This is a genomic window from Isoptericola sp. 178 (assembly GCF_030586525.1).
GTDB lineage: Bacteria > Actinomycetota > Actinomycetes > Actinomycetales > Cellulomonadaceae > Isoptericola > Isoptericola sediminis.
The window spans coordinates 757656-771689 of the sequence record NZ_JAUQYN010000001.1; the positions used below are offsets into that span (position 1 = coordinate 757656).

Genomic DNA, 14034 nt, shown 5'->3' on the forward strand with positions numbered 1-14034 from the left:
GGCGCCGGAGCGGGCACCATGGACCCGCCCACCGACTGGAGGTCCGATGCCCCGCCCCGTCCACCGACGCGACGACGTCCGCCCGGAGGAGGCCGACCACGACTACCTGCCCGGCCTGCCCCAGCGCTGGCTCCTGCCCTGGTACGACCTCGTCGCCCGGGTCCGGGGCGTGCACCGGATGTACCGGCGCACCGTCGAGATCGCCGGCGTGGTCGACGACGCCCACGTGCTCGACGTCGGCTGCGGCACCGGCAACCTCAGCCGTGAGGTGCTGCGCGCCGCCCCTGAGGCGACCGTGACCGGCCTGGACCCCGACGGCGACGCCCTGCGCCGCGCGGCCCGCAAGCTGCGCCGCGGCGACTCCGGCGAGGTCACCCTGATCCGCGGGTTCGCGCACCGCCTGCCGGTGCCGGACGCCAGCCAGGACCACGTCGTCTCCTCGCTCGCGCTGCACCACGTGCCCCTCGAGGAGAAGCAGCAGCTCGCCGCCGAGATCCTGCGCGTCCTGCGGCGCGGCGGGCGGGTGACGATCGCGGACTTCGCCGGCGACCACGCCGCCGGTCACGGGGACGACGGCGGCACCCCGGAGGGGCAGCACGGCCACGCCCACCGCACCGGACGCGGCCACCGCCACGGCCGCGGTCACCAGGGTCACGGCGGTGCCGAGCACCAGCCCGGCCACGGCCCCGGCAGCACCGCCTACGACGCGGACAACGCCGACGGTGGCATCGAGAAGCTCCTCACCGAGGCAGGTCTCCGGGACGCCTGCGCCGTGGAGCGCATGCCCCTGCTCGGCGACTCCGTGGTGTTCGTGCAGGCCCAGCGAGCCTGAGTCGACTTCACCCCGCTCCCCGTCGGCGAGTGCTCGGGACCCGGCAAAGAGTGGGTTCCGTCGCGTCCCGCCCCGGAGAGGAACCCTCATGTCGATCCACCGACGCCTCGTCGCCGTCACCGCCACCTGCCTCGTCGCCCTCGGGCTGACGGCCCTCCCGGCGCACGCCGACGGCGTCGTCGTCACCGAGTCCGACGGCGTCTTCCAGGCCGACGGCACCTACCAGGCCTCCTCCACGTGGGCACCGGGGAACACGGCGACGCTGTCGGCGTCCTGCTCGCCCGACGGCGACGCCACCGTGGCGGTGCGGTTCGACGCCACCGACGAGGGCGTCAACATGTTCGACTTCTTCCCGACCCTGGAGGTCTGGGGCCTGAGCGACTCCGGGTTCATCCCCGCCGGCACGCTCGGAGGGTCCGCCGCGATGCGCGTCGTCTCCGGCGAGAAGAACACCAAGGCCACCACGGCCTCGTTCTTCGTCGCCACGAGCGGAGACCTCGTCATCTATCCCGTCACCTTCGAGGTCCCGCACCTGAACTGCCCCAGCGGCAAGGCCGCGATCCCGGCCGACGGCGAGTAGTCCCGACCCGGGAGCCGAGCGGCAACTTCACCCGGGGGAGCCGTGGCGAGCGTCCGGAGGCGGGCGCACAGTGGGCCGGAGAAGCCCGCGTCACCGGCGACGCGGCGACGCCCTTGTCCCCGGCCCCCGGGCCGCACCGACGCACCCGCGGTGGGCACCGCGGCGAGCGCCCCCGTCGCGCCACCCGGCCGCGACCTCGTCGTCCTGCCTCCCAGGAGCCCACCATGAAGCGCGTTCTCTCCGTGAGCGCGGCCGCCGTGGCCGCGCTCGTCCTCACCGCGAGCCCGGCGCTCGCGGACAGCCACGTGCCGTCGGACACGATCGCCGACGGTCTGATCACCCCGCTCAGCCTCGCCGCCGGCCCGCACGGCACCACGTTCGTCAGCCAGAACTTCGTCGGCCTGCTCACCGCCGTCGACGAGGACGGCAGCACGATGGACCTCTACAGCTCCGGCGGCGCGGAGGTCGGTGGTGTCAGCTACCGCAACCGCACGGTCACGTTCACCCAGACCGGTGAGACACAGACGGTCATGACGCAGCGGCTGAACAGCAAGGGCGGTCCGGCCGGAGACCCGAAGGTGCTCGCCGACGTCGGCGCCTACGAGGAGTCCGAGAACCCCGACGGCGGGGTGGTCTACGGTTTCCGCGACACGCCGGAAGACTGCGTCGCGCTGCTGCCGCCCGACTTCCCGGGCCGGTACACGGGGATCGTGGACTCGCACCCGTACTCGACGACGACCCGGGGAGCCACGACCTACCTGGCCGACGCCGGGGCGAACGCGATCCTGGGGATCAGCCGCCAGGGGGACATCCGCACGGTGGCGGTGCTCCCGCCGATGCCGACGACCCTGACCGAGGAGATCGTCGAGGCGCAGGGCCTGCCGGACTGCTTCGTCGGCGAGACCTACTGGTTCGAGCCGGTCCCGACGGACGTCGAGTTCGGCCCGCGAGGGGTGCTGTACGTGTCCCTGCTGCCGGGCGGCCCGGAGGACGACTCGCTGGGCGCTCGCGGCGCCGTCGTCACGGTCAACCCGCGCACCGGCGCCGTCGCGCTGGTCGCCTCCGGCTTCTTCGGGGCGACCGGTGTCTCGGTGGACGGCCAGGGCACGGTGTACGTCGCCGAGATGTTCGGCGGGCAGATCACCATGGTCGAGCGGGACGGCACGAGGTCGGCCCTGGACACGGTCCCGCTGCCGGGCGACGTGGACGTCACCCAGCACGGCCTGCTCGCGACGGTCAACGTGCTGCCGGGCGACGGGGTCCCGCCCGACGGGCAGCTCGTGAAGTACACCTTCACGCCCGGCCTGCAGTGAACGTCGTCCCGGGTGCCCGGCCCGTCACCGGCCGGGCACCCGGGACAGGCGCGTCAGCGGGCGGTGATCCAGTAGCGACGCTTCGGCACGCCGTACGGGACGGGGCGGACGTCCTCGAGGACGCCGCCGCACGCCTCGATGACCTTCGCCGACCCGCGGTTGTCGTCGTCGCAGGTCACCAGCACCTCCTCGACGCCGAGGCCGGCCAGCCGCTCCACGGAGAGCCGCAGCATCTCGGTGGCGTACCCGCGACGACGGTGCTCCGGGGCCACGCCGTAGCCGACGTGCCCACCGATGTCGTGCAGGAACGGGGTCAGGGAGTGCCGGATCGAGACGCGACCGACCACTTCCCCGTCGACCTCGGCGACGAGGAAGTCCGCGCGCACGCGGCCCCGGGGCAGGTCCGTCCCGGCCGCCTCGCGCGCGATCTCGGCGAGGATCTCGTCCCACGTGCCCTCGGCCAGCAGCACGTCGAAGTGCTCGGCGGCCATCTCCGCGTGCATCCGGCGCAGGGCGGCTTCGTCGTCGGGGCGGGGCGGGCGCAGGATCATCGGCACAGGGTCAGTCTGACGGGCGTCGGCCACGGGGTGCACGGCGTTTTTCCGCAGGTGCTCAGGGCACGGACCGCGAAGTGTGAGCGCCCCGGGCACGATGCGTGAGTGCCGGGACAGCGACGTGTGCGGGCCGAGGGCGGTTGCGAATCGCGGGGTGTCGGCGAAGCCGGATTCGCGCCCGCTGAACGTGATGCGATCACGGATGGCGTGAGATTCACGCCATCCGTGACCGCCTCACGCCGTGGTGACGCCGTTCTGTGCGTGCTGACACCCCGTGGCAAGACATCGTCGACCCGACGGCGAGGGCTCGGCGACAGCTCGGCGACGGCCCGCCCTGTGGACAGCAGCGGTAGCTTTCAGCGCGCCGTGCCGCCGTAGTGGGCGGCCAGCCGGCGCATCCCCTCGTCGAGGCTGACGGCGGGACGCCATCGCAGGTCGGCCCAGGTCTCACGCTGGTCGAACCAGTGCGCGGTGGACAGCTGCTCGGCGAGGAACCGTGTCATCGGCGGCTCGTCGTCCCCCGGACGCACCCGCCACACGGCCTCGACCGCGCCGCCCGCGACCCGGGCCAGCCCGGCCGAGACCCGCCACCGTGGCGGCTCCACCCCGGCGGCGCGGCAGATGCCGGTGAGCAGGTCCGCCACGGGACGCGGCTCGCCGTTGGTGATCACGTAGGCGCGGCCGTGCACCGCGGACGGCTGGTCCGCCAGCCGGTCCAGGGCCGCGACGATCCCGTCGGCGGCGTTGTCCAGGTAGGTGGTGTCGATGAGCGCCGCCCCGTGCCCGAGCAGCGGGAGGCGCCCCGACGACGCCCGGTCGATGACCCGCTCCACGAGCTGGGTGTCGCCCGGGCCCCACACGATGTGCGGCCGGACCGCCACGACACGCAGCCCGCGGCCGGCACCCGCCCGGTCCCGTCCCAGGGCCAGCAGCTCGGAGGCGGCCTTGGTCCGCGCGTACTCCCCGCGAGCCCGGTCCGGGTCGGCCGGCCCGGCACCCACGCCGACCAGCGACGTCCCGGTGTGCGCCACCGACGGCGAGGACACCTGCACGAACCGCTGCACACCCGCCCGCTCGGCGGCGTCCAGCAGCGTGCGCGTGCCCTCGACGTTCACCGCGGTGAACTCGGCGGGGTCCCCGGCCAGCGAGACCTTCGCGGCCAGGTGCACGACGGCGTCGACCCCGTCCACGGCGGCGGCCACGGCCGCCCGGTCGGTCACGGACCCGGCCACGTCCTCGGCGCCCGGCACGCCGGACGGGCGACGCTGCAGGGTGCGCACCGTCACGCCCCGGGCGACCAGGGCGCGCGCCACCGCCGACCCCAGCAGCCCGGACGCGCCGGTGACCAGCACCGTCACGGCAGGGTCACCCGGCCGCCCGCCAGGATCCCGGCCGCCCAGTCCGCGAGCCGGGCGCGGTCGATCTTGGAGTTGTGCCGCACGTCCGTGGGCATCTCCGGCGCCAGCAGCACCGCCGCCAGGGGGACCGACGACACCGCGCGCACCGCGGCGTCCAGCCGTTCCGGGGCCCGCCCGGGTCGGGCCGACCCTGCTCCGGGGACCGGTTCGACGACGGCCACGGCCTGCTGCACCCCGGTCGGCCCGACGCCGACGACCGCCGCCCGCCGGACGCCGTCGGCCCGCTCGACCGCCTGCTCCGGGCCGACCGGCGCCAACGGTCCGGCCGGCGTCGTCAGCACGTGCACGAGCCGCCCCTCGATCCACAGCCGCCCGGTAGCGTCCAGGTGGCCGACGTCGCCGGTGCGGTGCCAGTGCCCCGCGGGGGTGTCCCGCTCGGCGGCGACGTCGGTGAGCCAGCGCCGGTCGTAGCGCTCCTTGAGGTGCGGGGCGCTGACCAGCACCTCGCCCAGCACGCCCGGCGCGTCCGACGGCGTGCCGGTGGCCGCGCCGTCGTCGTCCAGGGCGCTGACCAGCACCCGGCCGGCCCCGACGGGCCGCCCCACGCACACGCCCGCGTCCGGGGCGCCGGAGACCTCGCGGATGCCGTCGAGGGTGATGTCGGTGACCAGCAGGCACTCGGTCATCCCGTAGGGGGTGTGCGCCTCGGCGGCCGGCATGAGCGACCGGGCGGCCTCCAGCAGCTCGGCGCTGATCGGCGCGCCGGTGGACAGGAACGTCTGCACGCGGCCGAGCGCCTCCCGGTCCACGGCGGTGAGCCGGTCCGCGGTGTCGACGACGTGCAGGATCGCCGCCGGGGACAGGAACACCATCCGGGCGTCGGCGGCCTTCACGGCGTCGGCGACCGCGCGGGCGGTGAGCGTGCGCGGGGCGGAGACGTCCATGTCCGGTGTCACCGACCGCGTCCCGAGCGCCGGGCCGAGCAGCGCGAAGGGCGCGAACCCCGTGACCAGCCCCGTCTCGGGGCCGACGGCGAAGTGCGTGGCCAGCGCGTCGCGCAGCGCGGACAGCCGACGGTGCGTGTACAGCACACCCTTGGCCGGCCCCGTGGAGCCGGAGGTGAACAGCACCGCCGCGTCGTCGTCCGGCCCGGGCTCGGGCGGCAGATCCGCGCCCTCGCCGGTGCGCGCGACGTCGATCAGCTCGTGCTCCACCCCGAGCACGCGGCGCCGCACCGGGTCCAGGGGGTCGACGGCGATCCGTACCCCCGGCCAGCCCATCGTGCGAGCGGCCGCGAGCGCCGTCGTCTCACCGACGAGGTACTGCGGCCAGGCGCCGCGCTGGGCCCGGGTCAGCCCGCGCACACCCAGCCCGGCGTCGGCCACGACGACCACGGCGCCGATGCGCAGGCACGCGTACACCAGGGCCGTGAGGGTGGGCCCGGGCCGGACCAGCAGGGAGACGCGGTCGCCGCGGCGCACCCCGATCTCGTGCAGCCCGGCGGCGATGCGCCGCACCTGCCGGTCGAGCGCCTGCCAGCTCACGCGGCGACCCGCACCGGTGGTCGTCAGGTCGAGGACGGCCGGCTCGGTGCGCGACGCCGGGTCCGCGGCGCGCTCGTCCAGCCCGGCCCACATCGGCCGAAAGGAGGCGTCAGGCGCCGTTCGGTCGGACGACCCGCGCGCAGATGCGTTCACGGGCCCCAGGGGGCCCTCCACTTCGGGACGGACATCCGCGCGCGGGTCGTCCGACCGAACCGCTCCGGTGCCGGGCGCTTCCGTCCCGAGCTCCGATCCCAACCAACGCAGGACGACCGGCGCGTAGTCGACGTCCTCGGCGATCAGGTGCCCGGCGTCCTCGAACCGGTGCACGCTCGCCTGCGGCAGCCGGTGGACGAGGTCGTCGAGGTAGCGGTCGGAGAACACCGGGTCCCGCGCCCCCCACAGCAGCAGGGCCGGGACGTCGAGCCGGCGCACGCCGTCGGCGATGCGGTCCAGCTCGGGGCGGCTGACGTGCTCCGGCGAGGCGGGGATGTCGGCGACGAACTGCTCGATGCCGGCCCGGTCGTCGGCAGCGCGGTAGGGCAGCCGGTAGGCGTCCGCGACGTCGTGGGCCAGCCGGGGGCGGGCCAGGCCGAGCGTGGTCTCCAGGAACGCCCGGGTGGTCCGGGTGCCCCACCGGTGGACGCCCCGGGCCAGGGCGAGCCGCAGCGGAGCGGGGACCGCGGCCTCGTCGGGCTGGTGCACGGCGGTGTTGAGCAGCACGACGCCGGCGAGCCGGTCGGGGTGGTCGACCGCCCAGCCGAGGGAGACGACACCGCCCCAGTCGTGCCCGAGGGTGACGACCGGACCCGCCAGGTCCAGCTCGGCGGTGAGGGCCGACAGGTCGGCGACACGGTCGGCCAGGGTGCGGCGTCGGCCGGTGCGGGCGGACAGCCCCATCTCGAGCTGGTCGACGGCCACGACGCGCCAGGCGCCCTGCACGCCGTCCGGGTACTCCCCGACCGCCGCGGCCGCCTCGATCGCCCGGTCGGTGGCCGCCTCCAGGAGGTCGCGCCACAGGTAGGACCAGGTGGGGTTGCCGTGCACGGCCAGCACGGTGCCGACCGGCCGGATGCCGTGCGCGGACAGCTCGGCGCCGTTGTCCAGGTAGTGCCAGTCGCCGCGGACGTGGCTGAACCGAGCGAGGCCGGGCAGCCCCGGCGGGACGGTGCTCGCGGGCCGGGGCGTCACCAGGCCAGCTCCAGCATCGCGGTGTTGATGCCGGAGCCGACCCCCATGAGCAGCACCCGGTCGCCGGCGCCGAGGGTCTCCGCCTCCTGGGCGAGCGTGATCGGCACCGAGGCGGGTCCCACGTTGCCGAGGGTGGGATAGGTGGTGGGGACCCGCGCGCGGTCCAGGCCGACGGCCTCGACGATGGCGCGGGTGTGCACCCGGGAGACCTGGTGGGTGACGTAGCGGTCCATGGCCTCCCAGTCCCACTCGGGGATGGCGTCCTTCCAGGCGTCGACGACGAGCTCCAGACCGCCCTCGAGCAGCCCCTCGGCGTCGGTGAACATGCCCTCCGGGCTGCCGATGCACAGGCGGTGGTGCTGGGTGGCGGCACGGGTCACCCCGCCGAGGACCCGGTGCCCCTCGGGGTGGGCGTCGGCCGGGCCGAGCACCGCGGCGGCCGCCCCGGACCCCAGCGTCAGGGAGGCGAACTCCTCCATGAAGCCCTCCCGGCCGCGGTCCTGGGTGAGCAGCCGGTCGACGGTCGTGCGCTGGATGTCGTCGGCGTCCTCGCCGTTGACGATCACGGCGTACCGGATCTGACCCGACTCGATCATGCCCGCGGCGAGCGACATGCCGTTGATGAACCCGAGGCAGGCGTTGGCGACGTCGAAGTTCACCGCCGAGCTCGGCAGCCCGAGACCGTGGTGCAGCCCCACGGCGACCGACGGCTCCAGGTGCTTGCGGGTCACCGAGGTGTTGATGAGCAGGCCGACCTCGTCGGGTTCGACCCCGGCCAGCTCGAGGGCCTCCCGCCCCGCCGCGACGGTGGCGGAGTCCGCGTCCTCCCCGGGAGCCCAGTTGCGCCGCTCCTCGACCCCGGCGACCCGCTCGAGCAGGTTGCTCGGCAGCCGCAGACGCTTCAGGGCGGGCGCCAGGCGTTCCTGGATCGCGGACGACGTCGTGACGAGGGACGGCAGCCGCCGCGTCACGGACAGCAGCGCGACGTCGGCGAACCGGGTGGTGGCGTTTCCAGTCACACGAGCTCCAAGCATCCGGACGCCCGCGCGACGCCGGAACGACGACAAGTCACCGGACCGGCGCGTGACGGTCGGCCGGGGCGTCCCGCAGGACACCCGTTGTTGAGAGTAGGACGGTCGGGCGGCGCCCGCCGTTCCGCCCGGCCGCTGTGTCGCACACCACCGCCGGACGAAACGCCCCAGACCGGGGCGAGTCGGTACGGCGGCGGCCTCCCCGGCCACCCGTAGTCTGGTCGGGTGCCCGAGACACCCGCCGCCCTCCCGCCGTTCGCCTCCGACAACTACGCCGGCACCCACCCGGACGTGCTGGCCGCCGTCGCCGCGGCCAACGACGGGTTCAGCGTCGCGTACGGCGACGACCCGTGGACCGCGCGACTCGACGAGCGCACCGCCGAGGTGTTCGGCCCCGGGGCGCTCGCGTTCCCGCTGACCAACGGGACCGGCGCGAACGTCGTCTCCCTCATGGCGCTGTCCGAGCGGTGGGGCGGCGTCGTCGCCTCCGACCTCGCGCACGCCAACACCGACGAGAACGGCGCCCCCGAACGCGTGGGCGGGCTGAAGATCCTCCCGTGCCCGTCCACGGACGGACGGATCACGCCCGACGACGTCGCCCGCTGGGCCGGGCAGCGCCACGACGTGCACCGCGCCCACCCCGGCGTGCTGACGCTGACGCAGTCGACCGAGCTCGGCACCGTCTACTCCGTCGACGCGACGCGCGCCCTCGTCGAGGCGGCCCACGGGCTCGGCATGGCCGTGCACGTGGACGGCTCCCGGCTCGCCAACGCCGCCGCTTCCCTCGGCTGCTCGTTGGGCGCCCTGACCCGTGACCTCGGGGTGGACGTCCTCTCGTTCGGCGCCGCCAAGAACGGCGGCATGATCGGGGAGGCCGTCGTCGTCCTCGCCCCCGAGGACGCCCCGCAGGTGCCCGGGTCCGGGTACGACGGCGCGGCCCGGCGTCGCGCCGCGGTCGACGCGGTGCCCTACCTGCGCAAGGCCACGATGCAGCTCGTCTCCAAGACCCGCTACGTCTCCGCCCAGCTCCTGGCCCTGCTCGGCGAACCCGGCGAGCCGGTCGACGCCGCGGACGGGTCGGCCGCACCGCTGTGGCACCGCAACGCGGCGCACGCCAACGCGATGGCCCGGCGCCTGCGGGACGGGCTCGGGGCCGCCGACGTGCTCGACGTGACGCCGGGACCGGCCGGGACCGAACCGGACGAGCTCGTGGTGCCCCAGGGGATCCGGGTGACCCGGCCGGTCGAGGCGAACGCCGTCTTCGCCACGCTGCCGCGCGAGGCGGCCGACCGGCTGCGCGAGCGGAGCCGGTTCTACGACTGGGCGGCCGGCGAGACCCCGGACCGCGTCGAGGTGCGGTGGATGTGCTCGTGGGACACCCCGGCCGACGCGGTCGACACCTTCGTCGCGGCCGTCGCCGCCGAGCTGTCCTGACCCGGGACGACGCGCCTCGGGTCGATTCGGCCTCCGGCACCGACCGGGGTTAACGTCGTGCCGACGGGTCGCGACGGTGCGGTCCGGACCGCACACCAGGCCGAGGAGGCGTCATGACCGACGGGGGCACCACCGGACACACCGCCACCGCGTCCACGCACATCGCCGAACCCCCCGAGCGGGTCTGGGCCGAGCTGATGCACCCCGGCGCGCGCTGGATGCTGGGCGCCAACATCGAGACCGACTTCCGCCCGGGCAGCCCCGTCACCTTCGAGGGGCACTTCTTCGGCCGCCAGTTCACCGACAAGGGCCGGATCATCGCCGTCGAGCGCCCCCGGCTGCTGCACTTCACCCACTTCTCCCCGCTCGGCGAGCGGCCGGACGTGCCCGAGAGCTACCACGAGATCCGCATCACGCTGGAGCCCGACGACGGCGGCACCCGCGTCGAGGTGGTCCAGGCGAACATCGACACGGCGGAGCACGCCGCCCGGTCCGAGCAGCACTGGTGCCAGGCGCTGGCGACCCTCGCCCACCGCGACACCGCCCCGACAGCGGGGTCATGACCCCCACCTCCCGGTGGACGACGGCCGTCCTGACGACGGCCGTGCTCGCCCTGGCCGCCTGCACCACGCCCGACACGACCCCCACCCCCAGCGCGGGCCCCTGGGAGTCGAGCGCGGGGCCGACGCCGTCCGGCACGCCGTCCGCGAGCCCCCGACCGAGCCCGTCGCCCACGCCGTCGGCGTCGAGCACGCCCGGTGCCGCGGCGGAGCGCAGGACCGACGCCGACGACCCCCTGGCCGGGATGCCGCTGGAGGAGAAGGTCGGTCAGCTGCTCGTGGTCGGCGCGCCCGTCGCCGAGGGGGGCGTGCACGCCCCCACGCGGACCGCCGTCGTCGACCACCACGTCGGCAACGTGTTCCTGCACGGCCGCAGCGAGGCGGGGCTCGCCGCGACCCGCGAGCTGGTCGACGCCTACCGGGCGCTCGCGCCGTCGTCGGCCCCGCCGATGCTGATGGCGACCGACCAGGAGGGCGGCGCGGTCCAGGTGCTCCGCGGGGCCGGGTTCTCCGAGATCCCGGCGGCCACCCGACAGGCGACCTGGCCGCGCGCACGGCTGGAACGCCTCGCGACCCGCTGGGGCACCGAGCTCGCCGACGCGGGGGTCGACCTCAACCTGGCGCCGGTGATGGACCTCGTCCCGGCCGGCAACCAGCAGGCGAACGCCCCCATCGGCTACTTCTCGCGCAACTACGGCAACACGGCCCGGTCCGTGGTCGACGGGGCCACGGCCTTCTCGGCCGGCATGCAGACGGCCGGGGTCGAGCCGGTGATCAAGCACTTCCCGGGGCTGGGCCGGGTCACCGAGAACACCGACACCACCGCGTCCGTCGTGGACGACACCATCACCGCCGGGTCGAAGGACGTCGAGGTGTTCGCCGCCGGGATCGACGCGGGGGCACGGTTCGTCATGCTGTCCAACGCGGTCTACACACGGATCGACCCGGACCAGCAGGCCACGTTCTCCCCCGCCGTCGTGGCGATCCTGCGCGACGACCTCGCGTTCGACGGCGTCATCATCACCGACGACGTGTCCGCGGCGGCCGCCGTGGACGACGTGGCCCCGGCCGATCGGGCCGTCGCCGCCGTCGAGGCCGGCGTCGACCTCGTGCTGGCCTCCGCCGACCCCTCCGTCGTGCCCGCGATGGCCGACGCCCTGGTGGAGCGGGCCCGCGCGGACGAGGAGTTCGCGACGCGGGTGGACACCGCCGTCGAGCGGGTGCTCGCCGCCAAGGCCGACCTGCCGGACTGACGCGCGCTCAGTCCTCGTCGGCCAGACCCAGGACGTCCAGCGTCCAGGCGTGCTCGAAGGCGATCTCCTCCCAGCGCGCGTAGCGGCCCGAGACGCCGCCGTGGCCGGCGGACATCTCGATCTTCAGCAGCGCCGGGGCGCCGGCGGCCCGCAGCCGGGCCACCCACTTCGCGGGCTCGACGTACAGCACGCGGGTGTCGTGCAACGACGTCACCGCCAGGATGCGCGGGTAGTGGGAGGCGTCGTCGGGCACGTTCTCGTACGGGCTGTACGAGCGCATGTAGGCGTAGACCTCGGGGTCGGCCAGCGGGTTGCCCCACTCCTCCCACTCGACCACCGTCAGCGGCAGCGACGGGTCCAGGATCGAGGTCAGCGCGTCGACGAACGGCACGCCCGCCAGCACGCCGGCGAACAGCTCCGGCGCCAGGTTCGTCACCGCGCCCATGAGCAGCCCGCCGGCGCTGCCGCCGTCGGCCACCATGCGCTCCGGGCTCGTCCACCCGGCGTCGACCAGGTGGCGCGCGCAGGCGACGAAGTCCGTGAACGTGTTGCGCTTGTGCTCCAGCCGCCCGCCCTCGTACCAGGCACGTCCCAGCTCGCCGCCGCCGCGGACGTGGGCCACGGCGAAGACGACGCCCCGGTCCAGCAGCGACAGCCGCGGCACCGAGAAGAACGGGTCGACGCTGATCTCGTAGGCGCCGTAGCCGTACAGCAGCAGCGGCGCCGGGTCCGCACCGGTCCCGGCGGAGTCCAGCGTCACGGCGTCCCGCTTCCACACCAGCGAGATCGGGACACGGGTGCCGTCCTCGGCGGTCGCCCACGCGCGCTGCTGCGCGTAGTCGGTGGGCTCGTAGCCGCCCAGCACCGGCTGCTGGCGGCGCACGAGGCGCTCCCCGGTGGCCAGGTCGACGTCGAGGACCGTGGCCGGCGTGACGAACGACGTGTACTCCACCCGGACCAGCGGCGCCGCGAACTCGGGCGTCTCGCCCGGCGCGGCGGAGAAGAGGGCCTCGGGGAAGTCCAGCTCGCGGGGCGTCCACGGGGCGTCCGGCGCGAGGGTCGCCAGCGTGACGACGGCGACCCGCGGGGTCGCGTCCCGGCGCACGCCCAGCACGACGTGGTCGGCGAACGCGTCCACCGACTCCAGACGGACCCCGGGGTCGTGGGCCACGACGACGGTCGCGTCCGCCGGGTCCAGGCCATCGGCCCCGCCGTCGTCGTGCCCGTCGTGGCGCGGCGGCACGCCCGTGACGACCAGCTCGAAGTTCTGCGCCCCGTCGTTGTGCAGCACCAGCAGGGCGTCGCCCCGGCCGGGCAGGACGGCGTGCTCGACCGTGTACTCGACGCCCTCGCGCCGCCGCCAGACGGGCCGGAACGCGCCGGTCGGGTCGTCGGTCTCGAGCAGCCAGCACTCGCCGGTCATCTTCGAGCCGAGCTCGATCTGCAGGTACTGCTGGGAGCGGGACAGCCCGACCCCCACCCAGAACCGCTCGTCCGGCTCGTGGAAGACCTGGACGTCGTCGGCCACCGGGGTGCCGACCTCGTGCCGCCAGATCGTGCACGGCCGCCACGCGTCGTCGACGGTCGGGTAGAACACGTACCGCCCGTCGGGGGTGATGACGGCTCCCGGGAACGTCCCGTCGATCTCGTCCGGCAGGTCGGTCCCGGTGCTCAGGTCTCGCACCCGCAGCGTGTAGCGCTCGTCGCCGGTGGTGTCGACCGCGTGGACGAGCCGGTCGCCCCGCGGGGCCACCGCGAACGACCCGAGCGAGAAGAAGTCGTGCCCGGCCGCCGCCTCGTTCTGGTCGAGCAGCACCTGCTCGCCGGCGGGCACCTGCCCGGGCTCGAGGACCGGCGGCGTCCAGTCCTCGGGGTCGGTCACCGGCACGCGTGCGTGCACCGGGTACTGCTCGCCCTCGGTGAAGCGCACGTAGTACCAGTGCCCGCCCAGGCGGGTCGGGACCGACAGGTCGGTCTCGAGCGTGCGGTCCTTGATCTCGCCGACGATGCGCTCGCGCAACGGCCGCAGCCCGGCGAGCTGGTCCTGGGTCCAGGAGTTCTCGGCCTCCAGGTGCGCGAGCACCTCGGGGTCCTCCTTGGCGCGCAACCACTCGTAGTCGTCGACGAAGGAGTGGCCGTGGTGGCTCCGGGTGGTGGGTCGGCGGTCGGCGGCCGGCGGGGTGCCGGGCTCGGGCAGGCCTGCGGTGGCGGCGTCGTCGTGCACCCGGCCAGCGTACGGGTCCGGCCGCCGTGTCCCCCGTGCGGACTCTCGCCGGTACGCGCCGCGGACGCCGTGACGGGCGCAGGGCCCGTCAGCATCGCTTGGCCACGGTGGTCGGCACGCCGCACACGGTTGATCACGTCTCGGCAACAGTTTTTCTGCTCCC

At 75.0% G+C, this 14034-nt stretch carries 11 protein-coding genes; 6 read left to right on the forward strand and 5 right to left on the reverse strand.

What is annotated here, in order from left to right; genetic code table 11:
* The first annotated feature begins 46 nt into the window (after window positions 1–46).
* The 3 genes from Q6349_RS03535 to Q6349_RS03545 all read left to right on the forward strand — a co-directional run bounded on the left by Q6349_RS03535 (window position 47) and on the right by Q6349_RS03545 (window position 2725).
* Window positions 47–832, forward strand: a complete 786-nt coding sequence (locus Q6349_RS03535; RefSeq protein WP_304602883.1) for a class I SAM-dependent methyltransferase — start codon at window positions 47–49, stop codon at window positions 830–832.
* Window positions 833–920: 88 nt separating this feature from the next.
* The gene (locus Q6349_RS03540) at window positions 921–1412 is read left to right on the forward strand and encodes a hypothetical protein (RefSeq protein ID WP_304602884.1); all 492 of its coding nucleotides are present in this window, start codon (window positions 921–923) and stop codon (window positions 1410–1412) included.
* A gap of 224 nt (window positions 1413–1636) precedes the next feature.
* Window positions 1637–2725: a ScyD/ScyE family protein gene (locus tag Q6349_RS03545; RefSeq protein WP_304602885.1), complete on the forward strand. Its 1089-nt coding sequence runs from the start codon at window positions 1637–1639 to the stop codon at window positions 2723–2725.
* 53 nt (window positions 2726–2778) lie between these two features.
* Here Q6349_RS03545 and Q6349_RS03550 read toward each other — a convergent pair whose 3' ends face one another.
* The 4 genes from Q6349_RS03550 to Q6349_RS03565 form a co-directional block, all read right to left on the reverse strand.
* Window positions 2779–3276, reverse strand: a complete 498-nt coding sequence (locus Q6349_RS03550; RefSeq protein ID WP_370375595.1) for a GNAT family N-acetyltransferase — start codon at window positions 3274–3276, stop codon at window positions 2779–2781.
* Window positions 3277–3635: 359 nt separating this feature from the next.
* On the reverse strand, window positions 3636–4637 hold the full coding sequence (locus Q6349_RS03555) for an NAD(P)-dependent oxidoreductase (protein WP_304602887.1): 1002 nt from the start codon (window positions 4635–4637) through the stop codon (window positions 3636–3638).
* Entirely contained in the window at window positions 4634–7369 is a 2736-nt protein-coding gene (locus tag Q6349_RS03560) for an alpha/beta fold hydrolase (RefSeq protein ID WP_304602888.1), read from the reverse strand. The genes Q6349_RS03555 and Q6349_RS03560 overlap by 4 nt, the downstream gene beginning before the upstream one ends.
* Window positions 7366–8388 (reverse strand): 3-oxoacyl-ACP synthase III, encoded by a 1023-nt coding sequence (locus Q6349_RS03565; RefSeq protein WP_304602889.1) that lies wholly within the window; start codon window positions 8386–8388, stop codon window positions 7366–7368. The genes Q6349_RS03560 and Q6349_RS03565 overlap by 4 nt, the downstream gene beginning before the upstream one ends.
* 237 nt (window positions 8389–8625) lie before the next feature.
* On the opposite strand from Q6349_RS03565, the gene Q6349_RS03570 reads away from it, so the two are divergent.
* From Q6349_RS03570 to Q6349_RS03580, 3 genes are all read left to right on the forward strand, one after another.
* Window positions 8626–9834: a low specificity L-threonine aldolase gene (locus Q6349_RS03570; RefSeq protein WP_304602890.1), complete on the forward strand. Its 1209-nt coding sequence runs from the start codon at window positions 8626–8628 to the stop codon at window positions 9832–9834.
* A gap of 113 nt (window positions 9835–9947) precedes the next feature.
* Window positions 9948–10397: an SRPBCC family protein gene (locus Q6349_RS03575; RefSeq protein ID WP_304602891.1), complete on the forward strand. Its 450-nt coding sequence runs from the start codon at window positions 9948–9950 to the stop codon at window positions 10395–10397.
* The gene (locus tag Q6349_RS03580; protein ID WP_304602892.1) at window positions 10394–11647 is read left to right on the forward strand and encodes a glycoside hydrolase family 3 N-terminal domain-containing protein; all 1254 of its coding nucleotides are present in this window, start codon (window positions 10394–10396) and stop codon (window positions 11645–11647) included. Before Q6349_RS03575 ends, Q6349_RS03580 begins: the two co-directional genes overlap by 4 nt.
* Window positions 11648–11654: 7 nt before the next feature.
* Here the strand turns inward: Q6349_RS03580 and Q6349_RS03585 are convergent, their stop codons facing one another.
* Window positions 11655–13871 (reverse strand): S9 family peptidase, encoded by a 2217-nt coding sequence (locus Q6349_RS03585; RefSeq protein ID WP_304602893.1) that lies wholly within the window; start codon window positions 13869–13871, stop codon window positions 11655–11657.
* Window positions 13872–14034: the final 163 nt, after the last annotated feature.

Coding starts and splice junctions, on each gene's coding strand:
- Q6349_RS03535 (WP_304602883.1), top strand. CDS start 47: ATGCCCCGCCCCGTCCACCGACGCGACGACGTCCGCCCGGAGGAGGCC.
- Q6349_RS03575 (WP_304602891.1), top strand. CDS start 9,948: ATGACCGACGGGGGCACCACCGGACACACCGCCACCGCGTCCACGCAC.
- Q6349_RS03545 (WP_304602885.1), top strand. CDS start 1,637: ATGAAGCGCGTTCTCTCCGTGAGCGCGGCCGCCGTGGCCGCGCTCGTC.
- Q6349_RS03550 (WP_370375595.1), bottom strand. CDS start 3,276: ATGATCCTGCGCCCGCCCCGCCCCGACGACGAAGCCGCCCTGCGCCGG.
- Q6349_RS03540 (WP_304602884.1), top strand. CDS start 921: ATGTCGATCCACCGACGCCTCGTCGCCGTCACCGCCACCTGCCTCGTC.
- Q6349_RS03580 (WP_304602892.1), top strand. CDS start 10,394: ATGACCCCCACCTCCCGGTGGACGACGGCCGTCCTGACGACGGCCGTG.